The organism is Gallaecimonas pentaromativorans (assembly GCF_003751625.1).
Classification (GTDB): Bacteria; Pseudomonadota; Gammaproteobacteria; order Enterobacterales; family Gallaecimonadaceae; genus Gallaecimonas; species Gallaecimonas pentaromativorans.
In genome coordinates this window covers 212359-231043 of record NZ_RJUL01000006.1, presented here as the reverse complement: position 1 = coordinate 231043, position 18685 = coordinate 212359, and the positions used below count along the sequence as shown (strand labels likewise).

General features: G+C 59.1%; 18 protein-coding genes. 12 read left to right on the top strand and 6 right to left on the bottom strand.

Annotation, left to right across the window (positions count from 1 at the left end):
- The first annotated feature begins 27 nt into the window (after window positions 1-27).
- From EDC28_RS12520 to EDC28_RS12510, 3 genes are all read left to right on the top strand, one after another.
- Window positions 28-765, top strand: coding sequence for a c-type cytochrome (locus tag EDC28_RS12520; RefSeq protein ID WP_123421839.1), 738 nt, complete (start codon window positions 28-30; stop codon window positions 763-765).
- 19 nt (window positions 766-784) lie between these two features.
- Entirely contained in the window at window positions 785-1066 is a 282-nt protein-coding gene (locus EDC28_RS20455; protein ID WP_050659456.1) for an excalibur calcium-binding domain-containing protein, read from the top strand.
- A gap of 65 nt (window positions 1067-1131) precedes the next feature.
- A complete protein-coding gene (locus tag EDC28_RS12510) occupies window positions 1132-1467 on the top strand; it encodes a hypothetical protein (protein ID WP_123421838.1) in 336 nt (111 codons plus the stop codon).
- Window positions 1468-1494: 27 nt separating this feature from the next.
- On the opposite strand, the gene EDC28_RS12505 is transcribed toward EDC28_RS12510, so the two are convergent.
- The 3 genes from EDC28_RS12505 to EDC28_RS12495 form a co-directional block, all read right to left on the bottom strand.
- The gene (locus tag EDC28_RS12505) at window positions 1495-4083 is read right to left on the bottom strand and encodes a TonB-dependent receptor (RefSeq protein WP_170164117.1); all 2589 of its coding nucleotides are present in this window, start codon (window positions 4081-4083) and stop codon (window positions 1495-1497) included.
- Window positions 4084-4204: 121 nt separating this feature from the next.
- Window positions 4205-5680 (bottom strand): DASS family sodium-coupled anion symporter, encoded by a 1476-nt coding sequence (locus EDC28_RS12500; RefSeq protein ID WP_050659459.1) that lies wholly within the window; start codon window positions 5678-5680, stop codon window positions 4205-4207.
- Between the two features lie 117 nt (window positions 5681-5797).
- Window positions 5798-6145, bottom strand: coding sequence for a hypothetical protein (locus EDC28_RS12495; protein WP_123421836.1), 348 nt, complete (start codon window positions 6143-6145; stop codon window positions 5798-5800).
- Between the two features lie 137 nt (window positions 6146-6282).
- Between EDC28_RS12495 and EDC28_RS12490 the strand changes: the two genes are divergently transcribed.
- Complete coding sequence (locus EDC28_RS12490) at window positions 6283-7038, top strand: Nif3-like dinuclear metal center hexameric protein (protein ID WP_123421835.1); 756 nt, start codon at window positions 6283-6285, stop codon at window positions 7036-7038.
- Window positions 7035-7775 (top strand): methyltransferase domain-containing protein, encoded by a 741-nt coding sequence (locus EDC28_RS12485; RefSeq protein WP_123421834.1) that lies wholly within the window; start codon window positions 7035-7037, stop codon window positions 7773-7775. The genes EDC28_RS12490 and EDC28_RS12485 overlap by 4 nt, the downstream gene beginning before the upstream one ends.
- Here the strand turns inward: EDC28_RS12485 and thiD are convergent.
- Window positions 7772-8536: a bifunctional hydroxymethylpyrimidine kinase/phosphomethylpyrimidine kinase gene (gene thiD / locus EDC28_RS12480; RefSeq protein WP_123421833.1), complete on the bottom strand. Its 765-nt coding sequence runs from the start codon at window positions 8534-8536 to the stop codon at window positions 7772-7774. The genes EDC28_RS12485 and thiD overlap by 4 nt on opposite strands.
- A gap of 135 nt (window positions 8537-8671) precedes the next feature.
- On the opposite strand from thiD, the gene mscL reads away from it, so the two are divergent.
- The 4 genes from mscL to EDC28_RS12460 all read left to right on the top strand — a co-directional run bounded on the left by mscL (window position 8672) and on the right by EDC28_RS12460 (window position 14182).
- Window positions 8672-9148 carry a large conductance mechanosensitive channel protein MscL gene (gene mscL / locus EDC28_RS12475; RefSeq protein WP_123421832.1) on the top strand — a complete coding sequence of 159 codons (477 nt, stop codon included), beginning with the start codon at window positions 8672-8674 and terminating at the stop codon, window positions 9146-9148.
- Between the two features lie 9 nt (window positions 9149-9157).
- A complete protein-coding gene (locus tag EDC28_RS12470) occupies window positions 9158-9757 on the top strand; it encodes a YIP1 family protein (protein WP_050659465.1) in 600 nt (199 codons plus the stop codon).
- A 105-nt stretch (window positions 9758-9862) separates the two neighbouring features.
- A complete protein-coding gene (locus EDC28_RS12465) occupies window positions 9863-12505 on the top strand; it encodes a M1 family metallopeptidase (protein WP_123421831.1) in 2643 nt (880 codons plus the stop codon).
- 129 nt (window positions 12506-12634) lie between these two features.
- Window positions 12635-14182, top strand: coding sequence for a polyhydroxyalkanoate depolymerase (locus EDC28_RS12460; protein WP_123421830.1), 1548 nt, complete (start codon window positions 12635-12637; stop codon window positions 14180-14182).
- Here EDC28_RS12460 and EDC28_RS12455 read toward each other — a convergent pair.
- Window positions 14172-15224, bottom strand: a complete 1053-nt coding sequence (locus EDC28_RS12455; RefSeq protein ID WP_123421829.1) for a PepSY-associated TM helix domain-containing protein — start codon at window positions 15222-15224, stop codon at window positions 14172-14174. The genes EDC28_RS12460 and EDC28_RS12455 overlap by 11 nt on opposite strands.
- 155 nt (window positions 15225-15379) lie before the next feature.
- Here EDC28_RS12455 and EDC28_RS12450 point away from each other — a divergent pair, with 155 nt between their 5' ends.
- Window positions 15380-16648, top strand: a complete 1269-nt coding sequence (locus tag EDC28_RS12450; protein ID WP_050659468.1) for an HD-GYP domain-containing protein — start codon at window positions 15380-15382, stop codon at window positions 16646-16648.
- Here the strand turns inward: EDC28_RS12450 and EDC28_RS12445 are convergent.
- Complete coding sequence (locus EDC28_RS12445) at window positions 16645-16923, bottom strand: hypothetical protein (RefSeq protein ID WP_050659469.1); 279 nt, start codon at window positions 16921-16923, stop codon at window positions 16645-16647. The two genes, EDC28_RS12450 and EDC28_RS12445, sit on opposite strands and share 4 nt — an antisense overlap.
- A 235-nt stretch (window positions 16924-17158) precedes the next feature.
- Here EDC28_RS12445 and EDC28_RS12440 point away from each other — a divergent pair, with 235 nt between their 5' ends.
- Together EDC28_RS12440 and EDC28_RS12435 are read left to right on the top strand one after the other, a co-directional pair.
- Entirely contained in the window at window positions 17159-18289 is a 1131-nt protein-coding gene (locus EDC28_RS12440) for a hypothetical protein (RefSeq protein WP_148049848.1), read from the top strand.
- Between the two features lie 91 nt (window positions 18290-18380).
- The gene (locus EDC28_RS12435; RefSeq protein ID WP_050659471.1) at window positions 18381-18683 is read left to right on the top strand and encodes an MGMT family protein; all 303 of its coding nucleotides are present in this window, start codon (window positions 18381-18383) and stop codon (window positions 18681-18683) included.
- The last annotated feature ends 2 nt before the right edge of the window (window positions 18684-18685 follow it).

The window sequence follows — 18685 nt, the reverse complement described above, 5'->3', positions numbered from 1 at the left end:
GCGGCGTTTTTTTATGAGAACAGAACCATGAAAACCGCCTTTTTCGCGCTGCTGCTGACGGCATTGCCCGCCTCGGCGGCCGAGATAGCCATTTTGGGGAAGACCTTTGACAGCGCGGCGCTGCTGGCCAGCCCGCAAGCCAAAACGGTGCATGTGGATGACGACGTGGCCTACCACCGCCCCGCCGATTACCGGGCGCTGCCGTTAAAGGCACTGCTGAAGGTGCCCCCAAACGGCACTTTGGCGTTTCGCGCCACCGACGGCTTTGTGGCGCAGCTGCCAACCCGCCTTATCGCCAAGGGCGAGCCATGGCTGGCCGTGGAGGACCAGCCCTGGCCAGCGCTACCCGGAAAAAGCAGCAACGCCGGGCCTTTTTATTTGATTTGGCCAGGCCAAAAGGTCAGCCCCGAGCAATGGCCCTATGCCATCGCCAGTATCAACCTGGTGCAAAGCCCTCTTGAGCGCTGGCCGCAACTGGCGGCAAAGCGAGGCGACGCCAAGGCCCTTGCCGGGCAGCAGCTGCTTTTGGCCAACTGCTTTGCCTGCCACCGCCTCGGCAGCGCCGGGGAGAGCGAGGTGGGGCCGGATTTAGGCCGGCCCATGGCGGTCAGCCACTACCTGACCAAAAGCGGCTTTAAGGCCCTGGTGCGTAACCCCAAAGCCGTGCGCACCTGGCCGTTGCAGCAGATGCCGGCTTTTGATGAAAAAACGCTAATAGACAAGGAGTTGGACGCCCTGGTGCACTATCTTTGGGAGAACCATTAACCGGCAGGGAAGTCAGTCTATGAAGTTTAGCCATATCGTTATCGGCGCTATCGCCGTGCTGGGCACGGTGCAATACCTCTACCAACACAAGAAAGTGAGTGCCAGCAGTTTGCCGCCGGTGCTTGCCGATAAACTACCCGCCAAACCTGTGCCAAAGCCTGCTTTTCGCTGTGAGGGCAAGGTCTATTGCAGCCAAATGACTTCGCGGGCCGAGGCCGAGTTTTATCTCGCCAACTGCCCCGGCACCAAGATGGATGGCGACCACGACGGCATCCCCTGCGAACGCGATAGCCGCTGGTGACGATGACGTTGTCATAACTGCTTAAAAATGTGAGTATTTTGCAAATTTTTTGCACGGATGCTGACATGAATAATGCATTGATGGCTTTGGTATTGATGGCCGCGGCTGGCGCCAGTGCTGGCGAAGCACTGCCGGATTGGCGTTCCTCGGACGAGTCCTTGTTTGAAGCCCGCAAGGAGTTTGCTAAGTCCGACGCCGAGCTGCTGTTTTTGCTGATGGTGAACCGGCAAGGGGATGTGGTGAAGGTCAAGCTGCTTAAGTCCAAGCTGGATAACGACAGGAGCGCCATGATGTTTCGAAAACACCTCTACAGCGCCAAGTTCAAGGTCGCCAAACCGAAAGAGCCGGACTATCGAGAATTCTTGTACCCGATGGACATCAAGACCACGGTTGAGTATTAAAAAAGCCGCCCGAGGGCGGCTTTTTACTTAGAAGCGGTAGCTTGCCTTCACATAGGCAAAACGCCCCTGGGAGGAGTGGGTTTCGGTGTCGTACCCCATGAAGTCGGCAGCCGAGAACGGCGGCTCTTCATCAAAGAGGTTGTTGGCCCCCAGGGTCAGCTTGAGGTTCTTAAAGCCCTGGTAGCTGACGTTGGTATCGAGGGTGGTGAAGCTGTCCACGGTACCGGTGGCACCGGCATCGATGTCGTCATCGTACTTGCTGATGTAGTTGACCCGGGCAGTGGCGCTCCAGTCATTGAGGGTCCAGTCGAGGCTGGCATTCCAGCGCCACTTGGGATGGCGCCACTTGCCGGCCAAGTCTCGCTCGGTGCCGTCAGCCTTGATCTCCTTGAAGCTGTTTACCCAGGTCAGCAGGTAACTGAACTGAAAGGCCCCGTACTGGGTGTCGAGGTGGTAGCGGCTGTCCAAATCAATACCGTCGGTCTTCTGGCCTCCGAGGTTCTGGTACTGGTCGACGATCCTGAAGATCCTCCCCGGCACGCCCCCTGACGACGGCTCGCGGATCACATCAAAAGTGCTTTGGGCGATGCCGGCGTTGTATTGGTTGAGGCGGTACTGGGTATCGGTGCTGATGAGCCCCTTTTGGTCGTAATTCCAGTAATCGAGCACCAATTCGAGGGCGTCGACCGGCTGCCAGACGATGCCGAGGTTATAGGAGTCGGATTTCTCGGGCTTGAGATCCGGATTACCGGAAAGCTCGACGGTACGCTCCTGAGGCTGGCAATCCTCGTCGGCGCCGGTCAGGGCGCAGCGGGCTGTGTCAATAAGGCCGGGGGATTCTTGGGTCGGGCCCAGGCCCAGTTGCACCAAGGATGGCGCCCTGAACGCCTTACCCCAGGAGCCCCGTAGCATCAGCGAATCGGTGGGGCGGTATTGCAGGCCTATTTTGGGGCTGGTGTTGTTGCCAAAGTCGGAATAGTGCTCGTAACGCACCGCCAATTGCGCCTCGAGTTTCTCGATAAGGGGCAACGAGAACTCGGTGTACACCGAGTATTGGTCACGGCTGCCGTAAGCGGTGGTGGCTTCGGTGCCGAACACTTCGCCGCGAAGGAACAGCTCGTCCGGGTTGTCTTCAATTTCTTCCTTACGGTATTCCACCCCCAGGGCGTACTGGGCGTCGCCGCCGGGCAAGGCAAAGGCGGCGCCGGAGATCTGCCCGTCCCAGGCTTGGGTGACCGAGCGGCCGGAGCGGGTAGTGTGGACACTGATGTCGTCAATCACGTCCGGGTCTTGGGTGGGGGAGAAGGGGTTGAATTCGCCGCTGTTGATGGCTTCTTGCAGGCGGGTCGACTGCACAAAGCCGGTTTTGCCGTATTCGTGGTTGCGAGAGCGCGAATAGGTGTAGGACAGCTCCCAGTCTATTTCGGCCACCTGGCCGTCAAGGCCGAACACCAGCCGCTGGTTGTCCGACTCCATCTGCTTGTGGCGGGCGCCGGCCTCGGTGGTACGCCGGCGCATGGTCAGGTCTTCACCGGGGAAGGGGTTGATGGCCTCGCCCGAGGTAAAGAGCGGGTTGTCGGCGGTGATGTAGAACTCGCCAAAGGAGGGGCTGGGGGCGCCGTGCACGTCGCTGCGCGAATGCTGGACGTTGGCCTCCATAAAGCCGCTGATGCTGTCGGTGAGTTGCTGGCGGTGGTTGAGGATAAGCCCCATGCGCTCGGTGGCAGGGTTCATGGTCATCCAGGGGGCATAGTTGAACAGGCAATAGGTGCCGATGTCGTCGTCAGCAGGGCAATTGGCGTCGGCCTGCCAGTTGTAGATATCGGATTTGGGGGTGATGGAGCCGTCGCTGCCGATGGTAGCGGGGATATAAGAGCCAGGGTTGCCGGAAGAAGAGCGAAGGTCGGAGCCGCCGCGGCTGCTCTGGTTGGCGTTTTTGGAGTAATCGCGGTCGCTGTAGAAGGTCTCGTCGCGCTTGAAGTAATCCAAAATCACCGTGGTGTGGGCTTTTTCGTCGCCATGGCCCCACAGCAGCGAGGCGGATTTTTCGGCGCCGCCGCCGTCTTTGGTATCGCCAATGCTGGCGTTGATTTCGGTGCCTTCAAAGTCCTCTTTAAGGATGATGTTCACCACCCCGGCGATGGCGTCGGAGCCATAGATGGCCGAGGCGCCGTCTTTGAGGATATCGATCCGGGCAATGGCCGATACCGGAATGGAGTTGATGTCCACAAAGGCGGTGTCGATGCCCTGGGCAAAGGCGTTAACGGCAATGCGCCGGCCGTTTAGCAGCACCAGGGTAGAGTCGGCGCCCAGGCCCCGCAGGGAAACACCGGCGGCGCCGTTGGCGGTGGAGTCAGAATCGTTACCCTGGGGCGTAAAGGAGCCAGCGCCGCTCACCGGCAGTTTTTTCAGCAGCTCGCCCAAATCCCTTGCGCCGGAATTGGCGATTTGGCTGGCATCGATATACAGCACCGGGGAGGGGCCTTCCATGTCGGTGCGTTTGATGTGGGAACCGGTAACCTGGATACGCTCGATGCTCTGGTCTTGCTCGGCAGCATGAAGGGGCGAGACCAGAGCCGTTAACACGGCGCTGGCCAGCAGCGTTTTGCGATACATGGAGTCCTCTCTCTTTATGTTTTTAATTTGTTGCAATATGGCAACAAATGACAACATAAAGGTCTCTGAGGCCTCCCTGGAAAGGCAACCTGTTGTTTCTTGCCTGTTAAATAAGCAGGTGTTACATCAAACCTAGCAACGGCCACCAACTGGCGGCCAGCAGCAGCATCACCAGGTAACCGATGATGGTCACCGGGATCCCCACCTTGATGAACTGGCGGCTGGTGAAGGTGTCGGTACCGATGCACACCATGTTCTGCGGGGCATTGATGGGCAGGATAAAGCCAAAGCTGATGGCAAAGCCCAGCAGCAGCGCCATGCCCGGCACGTTAAGCTCGCTGGAGATGGCAGTGAGTAACGACAGCAAAATTGGCATCATGGTGGAGGTGAGGGCAGTGGCGCTGGCAAACCCCAGATGCACCACAATCAAAAACAGGCTCAATACCGCAAACAGCCAAAATGGGCTCAACGACTCAAGACCCATGCCTTGCACCACCACATTGCCAAGCCACTGCCCGGCGTGGGTTTGCAACAGCGCCGAGCCCAGGGATATGCCCACCCCAAACACCAATAGCGTGCCCCAGGGGATGCGGCTTTGCACTTCCTTCCAGCTCATCACCCCGAGCCCCGGCAGCAGCAATACCCCAAGGCCGGTAGCGGTAACGGTGGCGGTATCAACATGGTGCAGCTTGCCGCCGGTGGCCCACAGCAGCAGTAAAACCAGGGTAACCCCCAGCAGGGTTTTCTCGTTGCGAGACATGGGGCCAAGCTCTTGCAGGGCCTTTTTAACGGTGTCTTTGCCGCCGGCAATGGCAACCGATTTGGCCGGCATCAAACGGTGCACCACCCAATACAACGCCACCGACATCAACATGGCCCAGGGCGCGCCAGCCAGCAGCCAGGTGCTCCAGCTGATGCTTTGGCCTGTTACCTGGTGGATAAAATCGGTGGTCAGCAGGTTCTGGGCGGCGGCCGTTTGAATGCCAACGTTCCAGACGCTGGTGGCCTGAGCCACCATGATCATCACCCCGGCGGCAAAGGGGGAATCCTTGCTGACCCCAAAGGCGGCGATCATCCCCATCATGATGGGTACCACGCAGGCGACCCGGGCGGTGGCGCTGGGCACCAATAGGCTCAGCACCACTGTTACCACCAGGGTGCCAATCAGAATGCGGCCATAACCCACCCCGATGCGGGATAACGTCATCAGGGCAATGCGCCGGTCAAGGCCGGTGATGGTCATGGCGGCGGCGATAAAAAGCGCGGCGGCCACCAGCACCAGCCCTGAGCTGGTAAAGCCGCTCATGGCCATGGACAGCGCTTTGGACGTGCCAAGGGCATGCTCTGGCGCCGCCATATTGGGGGCTGTGCCCACCAACAGGGCGATAAGCGCCACGATCAGCACTGCCGACACTTCGTAGCTCACCGCTTCGGTCAGCCACAAAACCACCGCAAAGGCGAGGATGGCCAGCAGCCGCTGGCCAGCTAGCGGCAGCCCGGCCGCCTGCGGCAGCAATAAAACCACAATCAAAACCAGCAGCGCAGCAAAAAAGCCCAGCGGCGGTAGCCGTTTGAGGAGGGAAGGGGTAGCGGGCATTCGGGACTCTCCTTGTACAACAATGCCGGTACTGTGCGCCCTCTTGGGAAAGACGAGGTGATGTGGATCAAGTGTTTGTATTTAGGCATAAAAAAACGCCGGCAAGCCGGCGTTTTTTTAGAAGCCGCGAGGGCGGCGACAGTGATGATCCCGCTGTTCCAGCAGATCTTCCCAGTAGGCTTTGGGAAGCAGGCCGCCATTACCGGCGCTGGCCTTGGGTTTGCTGGCTTTCACTGCCGGTTTGGCAGCGGCTTTTTTCGGGGCCGCAGGGGCGGCTTTGGCAGCGGCAGGCGCGGCGCCGGCCAGCTCAGCCGTCATGTCGACGATGTCTGCCAGGCGTACGCTCTTACCACCATCGATGGCGTACCAGCTGCCTTTTTGCTCGATCTCGGGATCTTTACCGTGTTTGGCGTTATAGGCTGCAGTGAAGTCTGCCAACACCTGGTCTTTATCCAAAGTGGCCATGGCCGTTTCCTTTCTATTTTGTATTTCAACGTTTAAAACCCGGCAATTTTATACTGTTTTTAACAAGAGCTGTCTAATTTGATGGCTTTTCTCTGCCATTGGCCTCATTTACCCTAGGCGCCTTGCAAGGAGGAGTCATGGAACGTAAGCAACTGCTCGACTACCTGGACGACCAGCTCAAGGCCGGGAGTTTTCGCGATTATGCCCCCAACGGCCTGCAGGTCGAGGGCACCGAAGAAATCACCAAAGTGATGACCGGCGTCACCGCCAGCCAGGCGCTGATTGACGAGGCCATTTCCTGGGGCGCCGATCTGCTGCTGGTGCACCACGGGTATTTTTGGAAGAACGAATCCCAGACCATTACCGGCATCAAGGCCAAGCGCATCAAAAGCCTGTTGACCCACGACATCAACCTGGCCGGCTACCACCTGCCCCTCGATGCCCACATCGCCCTTGGTAACAATGCCCAGCTTGGCCGTTTGCTGGAGCTGGATGTGCAATGCGGCTTGGACGACGAGTTGGGTAAGGCTCTGGTGTTTAAAGGCCGCTTGCCGGTGCCCATGAGCGCCGTGGATTTTGCCGCCTTCTTAGAGGCAAAGCTGGGCCGCAAACCCCTGCACCTGCCCGGCGGGCCCGAGCGCATCGAGACCCTGGCCTGGTGCACCGGCGGCGCCCAGGATTACATCGACCTTGCCGCTGACGCCGGTGTCGATGCCTTTGTCTCAGGGGAAGTGTCCGAGCGCACCACCCATATTGCCGCCGAGCGCGGCATTCATTACTTTGCCGCCGGCCATCACGCCACCGAGCGTTACGGCATCAAGGCCCTTGGCGAGCACCTAGCCGAGCGCTTTGGCCTAGAGGTGCGTTTTGTGGATGTGCCCAACCCCGTATGAAGTCCGATCGCATCTTTGATGGGCAACTGGCGGCCAAATTTGGCCGCCGTATTTATGAAAGCTACAAGGGTGAGCTGCGCCAGCATCTGGTGATGCGCGATTTGGCCGAGCTATTGGCAAGGCCGCAGCAGATAGTGGATATCGGTGGCGGCACCGGTGAGATGAGCCTAAAGCTTGCAAGCCTTGGCCACCCTGTGCTGATGGCCGAGCCCTCGGCCGAGATGCTGGCCCAGGCCCAGGCACGTTTTGAAAAGGCCGGGGTCGCCGTTGCCTGCCGCCAGGCGAGCCTCTCAGAGCTTGAAGGCCAGTATTCGCTAGTGCTGTTTCACGCGGTGCTGGAATGGCTTGGCGAGCAGCAGCAATCCCTTGCCAAGGTGATGGCGCGGGTGGCGCCCGGCGGGCACCTTTCCCTGCTGTTCTACAACCGCCACAGCATCGACTTTAACCATCTTATTCGCGGCAATTTCAAGCACCTGGAAAAGGGCCGTTACGGCGGCCACAACAGCTTGACCCCCCACAGCCCGCTCTGGCCCGAAGAGGTTTATGGCTGGTTGGCGCAGGAAGGCTGGCTTATCAAAGCCCAAACCGGCATTCGCTGCTTTTCCGATTACTTTCAAAAAGGGGAAATAGCCCCGGATCTTGCCACCCGCATCCAGTGGGAAGAATGGGTCGCCAACCGCGAGCCCTACCGCAGCCTAGCCCGCTATATTCACGTGCTGGCTCAAAAGCCCGGCTAATGCCAAAGCGGCCCGTGGTGCCCCTGGCCAAGGGGCGCCGTGGCGGCGCGGCGAATGGCCCCTTGTAGGTATTGATGGGCAAGGATGGTGGCCAGATGCAAGGGTTTTCCTTTGGCAAGCTCGGTGGCGATGGCCGCCGCCAGGGTGCAGCCGGTGCCATGCAACTGGTTACCCTGCTGGCGCCGGGCATTGAGGCTGGTCAGGCGTTTACCGTCCCACAGCCAATCGGTCAGCACCGCGCCGTCACCATGGCCCCCTTTGAGTAAAAAAGCGCAGGGCAGAGCTTCTTTCAACGCCTGGATAAGCATCGGCGTTGGCATGGCCGGTGCAGCCAGAATGCTGGCTGCTTCCGGGAGGTTGGGGGTCACCAGGGTGCAAAGGGGCAATAGCCGCTCGACGGCCTCAAGGGCGCCAAGCTTCATGCCGCTACTGGCCGAAAGCACCGGGTCGAGGATGATGGGCACTTCGCCTTCCAGGCGGGCCAGCACCCGGGCCAGCTCTTCGGCGATGGCGATTGACCCCAGCATGCCAATTTTGACCGCTCGGGGGCGAATGTCGCTCAGCACCGCCTCGGCCTGGGCTGCCACCAGGCTTGGAGGCAGCAACTCTAAGGCTTTGACGCCGTGGCTGTTTTGCACTGTCAGCGCTGTCGGCAGCGCCATGGCATAGCCGCCAAGGGCCTGGCAGCTTTTAATGTCGGCCTGAATGCCGGCGCCGCCGCTGGGGTCGGAGCCGCCGATAAAAAGCACGGGGTAGCGCATGGCACTGTCCTGGTCCGTGGAAAATAACGTTAATGGTCGGACAAGGGGCGCCCAAGGGCAAGGGGCGGCTGGCAGCGGCAGTTAAAAGGTTTATCATGACGCCAACCGGCATTTGGCCTGGAGCGAGGAACTAAGATGCTGAAAGAATTCAAGGAATTTGCCGTAAAAGGCAATGTGGTGGATATGGCAGTGGGCATTATCATCGGCGGCGCCTTTACCACTATCGTCAAAAGCCTGGTATCTGACGTGCTGATGCCCCCCATCGGGTTGCTGCTGGGCGGCGTGGATTTTTCGCAGTTTTTTGTGGTGCTAAAAGAGGGCGCCAAAGCCGCCGGGCCTTATGCCACCTTGAGCGATGCCAACGCAGCAGGGGCGGTGACCATCAGCTACGGTGTCTTTATCAACAACGTAGTGAGCTTTGTTATCGTCGCCTTTGCCACCTTCATGTTGGTGCGCAGCATCAACCGCCTCAAGCGCAAAGAAGAGGCGGCACCGAAACCGGCGCCCAGTACCAAAGAATGCCCGGAATGCTTTTCCGCCATTGCCATCAAGGCCAAACGCTGCCCCTGCTGCACCTCGGTGTTGCCGGTCGCGGCCGAAGAAGCGCACTAAGAGGTTCCTATGCCCCTACAAGCCCTGGCCCTGTTGTGGCTGCAACCCCGCGCCGCCTACCGGTTGGTCATGGCCTCCCGCCCCGGCAATAGCTCGGTGCTGCTGTATGTGGTGGCCTGGTATCTGAGCTGGCTGGAGCATTGGCTGACCAGCGCCATGCCCTCGCTGCTGGTAGCGCTAGGCGTGATCTTACTGCCGCTATTTGCCGTATTGCTGCTGTATTTCCAGGGCTGGGTGCTGCGCCAAGTCGGCCGTTGGCTAGATGGCAGCGGCGACCCGCTTGGCGCCCGGGTGGCGATAAGTTGGGGCGGGGTTCCGGTGACCCTTGCCACACTGTTTGGCATCATCGGCTACTTCTTTTGGGGCGAGCAGCTGCTGTGGATAGAGCAGATGCAGTGGCCAGGCAACCCCCTGGTGTTGCTGGTGTCGTTGTTGCCGCTGGTGTTTGGCATTTATAGCCTCTTTACCACCAGCATCATGCTGGGGGAAGCCAACGGTTTTAGCGCCTGGCGGGGCCTTGCCACCTTGCTTCTCTCCCTTGTGCTCATTTTGATTGCAGCGGCCTTTTTGGCGGTACTGGTAAGCGTGCTGGTGTTGCTGCTCCGCTAGCAAGAATTTGGTCGCATGTGGGGGCCTGTTTGGCGAAGGGATTTCCGTTAACCACTTGAAAGTGTTAACGTTGCGTTAACTAAAATAACAGGGATCCCGTTGTCCATGCGCAAGTTCATACTCAGTGCCTTAAGCCTCGCCTTACTCGGCTGCCAAGACCCCGCAGCCACCGACACCCAAACCGATGCTCAAGCCCCCGCTGCCGCCGAAGTGGCCAAGCCGGCGCCAGAGGCCGAGTCTATTCCCACCGCCCAGTTGCCCCAGTGGGCGGCCCCCAGCCATTATCAGCTGACGCTATGGATAAACCCCGATAGCGGTGAATTCAAAGGGCAGGGCGAAATTCAAATGACCCTGGATAAAGCCAGCGATCATTTATGGATGCACGCCAAGGACATGACCGCCCTGACCATCAAGGCGGTGACTGCCAAAGGCGAGACCCTCGATACCCAAATCCAGCAAATGGACGACTCAGGCGTGATTCGGGTGGCCTTTCCCCACAACATTGACGCCCAGAAGCTGACCCTCAAGGTGAGCTACGAGGCGCCGTACAACAAGTCCCTTGAAGGCCTGTATAAAGTCTCCGAAGGTGGCCGCAACTACGCCTTTACCCAGTTTGAGGCTATTGATGCCCGCCGCGCCTTCCCCGGCTTTGACGAGCCGCGCTTTAAGGTGCCTTTTGATGTAACCCTGGCCATTCCCAAGGGCATGAAGGCCATTGCCAACACCCCTGAAGTGGCCCGTAAGGACGACGGAGACTGGACCTACATCCAATTTGCCACCACCAAACCGCTGCCCACCTACCTGCTGGCCTTTGCGGTGGGTGATCTGGATATCGTCGACTGGCAACCCATGCCCAAGACCGCCCTTCGTGACCGGGAAGTACCCCTTCGCGGTGTGGCGGTGCACGGCAAGGGCGACAAGCTCAAGTTCGCCCTTGAGAACAGTGCCGGTATCGTCGAAACCTTAGAAGACTACTTCGGGATCCCATACCCCTATAAAAAGCTCGACATCATCGCCGTGCCTGATTTTGCCGCCGGCGCCATGGAAAACCCCGGCGCCATTACCTACCGCGAACAGCTGCTGCTGATGGATGACGACGCGCCTTTTTGGCAAAAGCGCTCCTATGCCTCTGTCCATGCCCATGAGCTGGCGCACCAGTGGTTTGGCGATCTGGTCACCATGCCCTGGTGGACCGATATCTGGCTTAACGAAGCCTTCGCTACCTGGGCCGGCAACAAAGCCGCTGCCACCTGGGCGCCGGACTGGGGCTATGGCCTTGGCATCGCCCAAGGCGGCCAGCGCGCTATGAGTGCTGACTCGCTGGTCAACATGCGTGAAATTCGCCAGCCGATTTTGGATAACAGCGACATCTCCAACGCCTTTGACGGTATCACCTACCAAAAAGGCGGGGCGGTGCTGAAGATGTTTGAATACTTCGTCGGGCCAGAGACTTTCCAAAAAGGGGTTCACCAATACCTGGTGGACCACGCCTGGGGTAACGGCACCGCCGAGGACTTTGTCAGCGCTATCGCCGTAGCCGCCAACAACCCGGCGGTCAACAACGCTTTCATGAGCTTTTTGACCCAAACCGGTGTGCCCAAGGTGACCGTTGAAACCAGCTGTAATGACGGCAAGGGCAGCATGACCCTGACTCAAAGCCGCTACCTGCCCCTGGGCTCCAAAGGCGACCCTGCCCGCACTTGGGATCTGCCGTTTTGCTACAGCGTCGACGGCCAGCGCAGCTGCGAGCTGCTGACCCAAAAGAGCACCGCCCTGAGCCTCGCCAGCTGCCCAGAACACATCGTTCCCAATGCCGATGGCACCGGCTACTACCGCTTTAGCGTCAGCAATTGGCAGCCGCTGATAAGCGATCTGTCGAGCCTGTCCAAGGCCGAAGCCTTGTCGGTGCTCGATAGCTTTAACGCGGCCCTGGCTGACGGCTCCCTGAGCGTTGATGCGTACCTGGCGCAGGTGCCGTTTATCGCCAAACTCAAAGACCGGGAACTGGCCACCGCGCCCCTGGGGCAGCTTGGCTTTATTCTGAAACACCAAACCCAAGACAAGGCGGCCCTCAAAGCCAAGCTGACCGCCTGGTACGGCCCGCGCCTCAAGGCTCTTGGCTTAAGCGCCAAACCTGGCGAGGCCAAAGACGACACCTTGCTGCGCGCCACCTTGACCGCCTTTATGGCCAGTACTGTCAAAGACAAAACCGTGCGCAGCCAACTGGATAACGCCGCTGAGGCGCACTTGGCCGGTAAAGACGCCGGTATCAGCCCCGACCTTATCGGCCTTGCCATGGAAACCTGGGCCCAGGACAAAGGCCAAAGCGCTTTTGACACCCTCAAAGCGCGTCTGGCCAAGAGCGAAGATGCGGTGGTGCGCCAGCGGGCGGTGATGGCCCTGGCCGGGCTTGAAGCGCCGAAGCTGTCGGCGCAGGTGCTGGACATGGCCATCAACGGCGACTTGCGGGTCAACGAGCGGTTTATGCTGCTGGGCGGTCAAGCCTATAACGATGAAACCCGCGACCAAACCTACGCCTGGTTTAAGGCCAATCGCCAAGCGGTGGAGGCCATTTGGCCAGAGTCCAACCGCAAGCGCATTGTTAGCGCCTTCAGCGGCTTTTGCTCAGAAGACAAAGCCCGAGACCTGGAAGAGTACTTCACCAAGCTCGACTACCGAGGCGGTGAGCGCAACCTCAAAGGAGCGGTGGAGCAAATCGAGCTCTGCAGCGCCCGCGCCAAGCAGTGAAAAAGGCCCCGCAAGGGGCTTTTTTTTGGCCTGCATCAAAGCGATGCGGTTAATAATTGCCCAGGCTTGAAGTGGCGCCTATCTTGTTAAGTGTCCAATCTCATTACTTTTTTTACAGGGGATGTTGTGATGCTCTATGAATTTCATGCCACTGCCTTGCAAGCCATGCAGCCTTTGCACCTGTGGGCCCAGGCCCTGAAAAAGCAATTAACCCTGCCCTGGAGCCTGGCGCCCTATACCCACACCGGACGCTATATGCTGGCGGGTATCGAATTTATGGAGCGCTGCACCAACAACTACGAAAAGCCTGAATTTGGCCTCAACTCCACCGAAATCGACGGCACTACCGTGATGGTGCGCGAGCAGGTGGCTGCGACTCGGCCTTTTTGCGAGCTCAAACATTTTCGCCGCTTTAGCAAGCGCCAAGACCCCAAACTGCTGATCGTCGCGCCGCTTTCCGGCCATTACGCCACCTTGCTGCGCGGCACCGTGGCCCACTTTCTGCCGGACCATGAGGTGTATATCACCGACTGGGTCAATGCCCGGGAAGTGCCGCTTAGCGAAGGGGGGTTTAGCTTTGATGATTACGTGGATTACGTGATTGAGTTTATCGAGCAGCTGGGGCCGGATGTCCATGTGCTGGCGGTGTGTCAGCCGTCGGTGCCGGTGCTGGTGGCCTGTACCTTGATGGCGATGCGAAAATCCGAGCGCCAGCCGCTATCGCTGACCCTGATGGGCGGGCCGGTGGACACCCGCATCAACCCCACTGAAATGAATGATTACGCCTCTGACCACGACTTGGAATGGTTCGAAGAAAACGTGGTGTGCACCGTGCCCGAGCAATATCCCGGGGTGGGGCAGAAGGTCTATCCGGGCTTTATCCAGTTGTCGGGTTTTATGATGATGAACCCGGACTTGCATATCCGTAAGCACTTTAAGTTTTACGAGGATTTGATCCACGGCGACGGCGACAGCGCCGAGGCCCACCGCGATTTTTACAACGAATACCTGGCGGTGATGGATTTGCCTGCCGATTTCTACCTCGAAACGGTGCAAAAGGTCTTTATCGAGCACCAACTGCCCCAAGGCAAGATGACCTACCGTGGCCAGGTGATTGACCCTGGCGCCATCGAAAAGACGGCGCTGATGACCATTGAAGGGGAGTTTGATGACATCACCGGCATGGGCCAAACCGAGGCGGCCCAGCGGCTGTGCTCAGGCATAGCGCCGGCGCGCAAGCTTCATTATGTGCAAAAAGGGGTAGGGCACTACGGCATCTTTAACGGCCGGCGCTTTCGTGAAGAAGTGGGCCCCAAGGTCAAAGACTTTATCCGCAGCCACCAGCAGCCACCGGCTGAGGCTAAGGCGCCAGCCGCCGCTAACGCGACGCCAACTGCTGCCAAAGCGGTGCCTGCCAAAGCGGCTTCTGCCGCTAAGGCCGCGCCGCTAAAACCGGCCGCCAGCGCCGCGAAAAAGCCCGCTCAAGCCAAGGCGCCCACAGCGAAAGCTATGCCAGCCAAGGCAGAGCCTGCTGTAGAAGCCGCGCCAGCGACCCCGCCAGCAGCGGCGAAAGCAGCACCAGCCAAAGCCTCGCCGGCAGCGGCTAAATCGGCGCCGGCCAAGGCCGATACCGCTAAAGCCCCCGGTACCCGGGCCAAACGTAAACCTAGCGCTTGACCCGCTTTCGCCACATCCAAAAGCCCGACAGGGCCATCAGGCAGGGGAAAAAGCCTATCAGGCACCACAGCACCCGTGTGGTTAGACCGCCAAAGGTGCCAAAGTGCAGGGGCTTGAAGCTGTCTTTGAACTGATACAGGGCGCCGAGGCTGGCGGCGTTCATCACCCCGGTCAGCGCCCCGGTTTGGTCGTCAAAGCTGATGATGGAACCGGCGCTACCCCGCAAGGGGCCAGCATCTGCCGGGTGACCAAACAAGTGAATGCCAGGGTAGCTTTTGTCCGGTAGGCGGATATAGGTAGTGACAAAGCCCGGTATCGCCGTTTTGGCGCGGGCCAGGATGGCATCGAAATCCAGCTTATCGTTGTAGTAGCGCTGGGTAATGATGTAGGCGCTGTCGTCATGGGTTTCGATTTCGTGGCTAAATTCGTCGAGGTTCCACCAGGCGCCGGTAAAGCCGAGGATCAAAAACACCGGCGCGCCGATGATGCCGAGCATCTTGTGGCCGTCACTTAAAAAAAGCCGCAGACTTTTGCCCCAGCGCAGGGTGAAAAAGGTCTTCCAAAAGCGCCGGTGCAGGATAAAACCGCTGATGGACAGCGCCAGCAGCAACAGCGCTGTCACCCCAGCCACGGCAATGCCCACAGCGCCGCTGACAAAGGTGTAGTGAAAGCTCAGCAGCCAGTCGGTCAGGTAATGGTCAACCGGCTTTACCGGCGCCGTCACCAGGCCGGTGCTGGGGTCGATATAGGTTTTTTGCCAAACGTAGCTGCCCATTTTGGATAGATAAAGGAGCGTGTTCTGGCCCGGCTCGCCCGGTTGCCAACCCAGCAGCTCATAGCCGTTGAGCTGGCGCTCGGCATCATGCATTAAGGTGTTCATGTCCAGCGCGGGGCCGCCCTTGCTGGAGATAACGGCGGGCATTAGCAGGCCGTCCAGCTCGTTTTTAAACACCAGCAGGCTGCCGCTCAGGGCAATAATGAATAGGGGGAGGGCGGCAGTCAGGCCAAGCCAGCCATGCCATTTCCAGAGGGTGCGCCGCATGAGACTCCAGGAAAGCGCGTGACGAACTGGGCCGCAACATAGCACGATTGAGAATGCTTTTCATTGGTTCCCCCTTGGCTTTGCGGGAAACCGCTGCCGGGAGACGACGGCAGTTACCGATACGCAATAACCATTAAAACAATAAGTGGATGTGAATGAAAAAAAACAAGCTTGCTGTCACGCCCCATCAGCTGTGCCCTGGCCTTTATGTGATCCTGCCGGTTCGCTGGGCCCAGCACCCCTTTGTGTTTAACCGCTTTAAAATTCGCTCGCAAAAGCAGGTAGCCATTATCCAGAGCCTGGGGCTGGACTACGTGCTGGTGGTGCCCGAGCGCTCCGATACCAAACCTTTGGAGCCGCCTAAAAAGCCCGAGCCGGCCCCCGCTGCCAAGGATGAAGAGTTGGACGCCGAACTGGCCGCCGCCTTTGCCCTTAAAGAGCAGCAAATCGCCCGCCAAAAGGCTTACATGCGCGGCCTGCAAAATACCGAGCAGGATTTTCAGCGCGCCCTGGTGCACACCAAGGCGGTGATGCAGGACATGCAGCGCCGGCCCCAATCGGCCTTTGGCGAAGGCAAGGCCATGGTGAGCGAGATAGCACGGGTGTTAACCAGTCAGAGTGATGTGGTGCTGCACCTGATGAACGAGCCCAAGACCGACGACGGCTTTTACTGCCACAGTCTTAATGTGGCGGTGCTGGCCATGTTGATTGCCCGCACCGCCGGCATGAGCGAAGCGCAGATGGTGGATGCAGGGCTCGGCGGGCTTTTTCACGACTTGGGCAAAAGCCGGTTGCCGAGTCAGATCTTGCGTAAAACCGAGCCTCTGACCGAAGCCGAACAGAACTTCCTCAAATTGCATACCCAGTACGGTTATGAGCTGGCCGGGCAGTATCCCGACTTTCCCGACGCGGTGCGCGAGGTCATCTTTCAGCACCACGAAGCGCTGGACGGTACCGGTTACCCCAAGGGGCTCAAGGGAGAGGAGATCGCCCAACTGGCCCGCTTAGTGGCGGTGGCCAACGAATACGACAACCTCTGCCATGGCCGGCGCCAGGAGCCGGGTATGTCGCCCCATGCGGTGCTATCGCATCTTTACAAGCATGAGCAGCACCGGCTGGATCAGGGCATAGTGCAGTATTTTATTCGGGTATTGGGGGTCTATCCCCCGGGGACCTTGGTGCAACTTAATGACGACCAGTACGGCCTGGTGATGACGGTCAACTCCGCCAAGCTATTAAGCCCGGCGGTATTGGTGTACGACCCTGCGGTGCCCCGGGAGCAGGCCGCCATTATCGATTTGGAGGAGGCGGGGCTGGCGGTCAGCCGGACCGTCAAGGCAACGGCGTTGCCACAAGCGGTATTCGACTACCTCAAGCCCCGCAGCCACATCAGCTATTACATGGAAGCCCGGGGCGGCCATTAACGGCCCTGGCGGGACTCGCTGATGTAAAAGCGGGCCCGCTTGGCCTTTTCGATGCAACTGGGGTAGCGCTCAATTTGCTGCTGGCCCTTGGCAAGGGACAGCAGCCCCAGGGCCTTGGTGTAGCTGACGGTGCCGGCAAAGCCCTCGGCTTTGGCCAAGTCCAGTTCCTGCCAGGCGCTGTCAAGGTTGGCCGCGCATTCGTCGCGGCCGCCGGTGTGGGCGGCGCAGGCACTTAGCAACAGGGGCAACAGCAATACCAGTTTTTTGCTCATCATGGTTTTTCCTTATGCATCGGCATCAGCAAAGCATTTTCTTGATCAATAGGTGATGTCATCATCATAAATGCTGTTCTTATATAAGACCTTGTAAGGCAATACAAAAAGGGATAGCGTTTGCTATCCTTTTTTTAACAAAACCCCAAAACCTTGTTTGCCGCAACTTGAGAAACGCCTCATGCACAATAAAAAAATCGGGACTGCGTTGCTTGCAACATTGGCGCTCTGTGGCTGTGTGAATAAGCCCACCACCAAGGCGCCGGTACCCATGGCGTCGGACGAGCGCACCGTGGATATCGGCCTGCCATCGCCGGAAATTCGCGACGCGCTGGACAACAAACGGGACTGGATCCTGGCCCACACCGACGACATGAAAAAAGTCGCCGGCGAGCTGCAGGACAGTTACGGTACCGCCAGCTATGTTGCCTACTTCGACCAGGGTGAACTGAAATATCTCAAAGAGCGACTGGAAGCCGGAGAGGGCGGCTACGGTGAGCACTTTTACTTTGTCGATGGCGGTAACCTTTTTGGTTACGAAGAAGACGCCGACTGGCGCCTGACCCTGCCTGACGGCAGCCGCCGCATGGACGAGCAGGACATCGACCTCTACCTCGACCAGTACGGCACCATCGCCTTTCAAACCTATGTGAAGAACGGCCAGCGCACCGCCTTGCCGGTAGCCAAGATTGACAGCATCAAAACCCGTTTTGAGATGCTCAAAAGCCGCTCTTATCTGCAGCTGGAAGGCAAGGCGCCGCCAGTAGTGACCGCCAGCACCGATACCATGACCGTGCCCATGCCGGCACCGGCCAAGGCCGAAACCCAAGTGGCCGAAGCGCCTCCTGCTGCTCATAAAGCGCCAATGGCGCCCGTGGCTCATGGCAGTGACGGCCCAGACAGCTGGCAGCAGCCGGAGTACGTTGGGGTATCCAAGTCGCGCCATAAAGGCATGAACATGGGCACCTTCCAGGTGGCGACCCGCGATGTAAACCAAGAGGTGATGGGGTCGGTACGGGCCAAGGATTATCACCTGGGCCAGATGGTGTCCCTGACCCAGTACTGGTGCGCCTACAAGCCGGACGACTTTGAAATGCAATGGAACTACTGGTCGGCCAGCCGCCAGACCTTCCAGGGCCAGTATGTGTTCAGCTGCGGTCAGGCGCGCCAAATCATGGAAGAGCTGGGCCAAGGCCAGCGCACCGTGATGCCGGTGCATGTGCGCCGTGACGGTGTGCAAGACGCCGCCGTTACCCTGCTAAACCTCGACACCCCACAAAAGGTGGCCACCCTCAAAGGGCTTGAAAAGCGCTTTGCCAGCCCCTGTGTCGAGCACTTCTGTAAAGGCCAGTCCTACCTCAGTAAATAACGCAAAGGCGCCGCAGGGCGCCTTTTTCATTTCGCTGTGCCAGGGTACCGGGCGCTGGTACCCTATAGACAAATTAACCCCTGTAATTGCCATGGCCACCAGTACCGACCCCGCCCGCTTATACACTTTGGTTGCCCTTATTCCGGCAGGCCAGGTGGCTACCTATGGCCAACTGGCCTCCATCCTTGGCTGGAACCCAAGACTGGTGGGGCGCTACATGGCCAGTTGCCCGGCGGGTCTGCCTTGGCACCGGGTGGTCAACGCCCAGGGTGGCTGCTCGGTCAGAGACAGCCAGGGGCACCTGGAGCAGCATCAACTGCTGTTGGCCGAAGGGGTGGTTATCAAGCGCAGTGGCCGGGTGGATCTGCGCCAGGCACTGTGGTCAGGATTGTAAGG

Excerpts from the sequence above, each read along its gene's own strand:
- thiD (WP_123421833.1), bottom strand. The coding sequence starts at position 8,536 with ATGCGCTACCCCGTGCTTTTTATCGGCGGCTCCGACCCCAGCGGCGGC.
- EDC28_RS12470 (WP_050659465.1), top strand. The coding sequence starts at position 9,158 with ATGCCCCTACAAGCCCTGGCCCTGTTGTGGCTGCAACCCCGCGCCGCC.
- EDC28_RS20455 (WP_050659456.1), top strand. The coding sequence starts at position 785 with ATGAAGTTTAGCCATATCGTTATCGGCGCTATCGCCGTGCTGGGCACG.
- EDC28_RS12485 (WP_123421834.1), top strand. The coding sequence starts at position 7,035 with ATGAAGTCCGATCGCATCTTTGATGGGCAACTGGCGGCCAAATTTGGC.
- EDC28_RS12455 (WP_123421829.1), bottom strand. The coding sequence starts at position 15,224 with ATGCGGCGCACCCTCTGGAAATGGCATGGCTGGCTTGGCCTGACTGCC.
- EDC28_RS12510 (WP_123421838.1), top strand. The coding sequence starts at position 1,132 with ATGAATAATGCATTGATGGCTTTGGTATTGATGGCCGCGGCTGGCGCC.
- EDC28_RS12495 (WP_123421836.1), bottom strand. The coding sequence starts at position 6,145 with ATGGCCACTTTGGATAAAGACCAGGTGTTGGCAGACTTCACTGCAGCC.
- EDC28_RS12490 (WP_123421835.1), top strand. The coding sequence starts at position 6,283 with ATGGAACGTAAGCAACTGCTCGACTACCTGGACGACCAGCTCAAGGCC.
- EDC28_RS12505 (WP_170164117.1), bottom strand. The coding sequence starts at position 4,083 with ATGTATCGCAAAACGCTGCTGGCCAGCGCCGTGTTAACGGCTCTGGTC.
- EDC28_RS12445 (WP_050659469.1), bottom strand. The coding sequence starts at position 16,923 with ATGATGAGCAAAAAACTGGTATTGCTGTTGCCCCTGTTGCTAAGTGCC.
- EDC28_RS12450 (WP_050659468.1), top strand. The coding sequence starts at position 15,380 with ATGAAAAAAAACAAGCTTGCTGTCACGCCCCATCAGCTGTGCCCTGGC.
- EDC28_RS12465 (WP_123421831.1), top strand. The coding sequence starts at position 9,863 with ATGCGCAAGTTCATACTCAGTGCCTTAAGCCTCGCCTTACTCGGCTGC.
- mscL (WP_123421832.1), top strand. The coding sequence starts at position 8,672 with ATGCTGAAAGAATTCAAGGAATTTGCCGTAAAAGGCAATGTGGTGGAT.
- EDC28_RS12460 (WP_123421830.1), top strand. The coding sequence starts at position 12,635 with ATGCTCTATGAATTTCATGCCACTGCCTTGCAAGCCATGCAGCCTTTG.
- EDC28_RS12500 (WP_050659459.1), bottom strand. The coding sequence starts at position 5,680 with ATGCCCGCTACCCCTTCCCTCCTCAAACGGCTACCGCCGCTGGGCTTT.
- EDC28_RS12520 (WP_123421839.1), top strand. The coding sequence starts at position 28 with ATGAAAACCGCCTTTTTCGCGCTGCTGCTGACGGCATTGCCCGCCTCG.
- EDC28_RS12435 (WP_050659471.1), top strand. The coding sequence starts at position 18,381 with ATGGCCACCAGTACCGACCCCGCCCGCTTATACACTTTGGTTGCCCTT.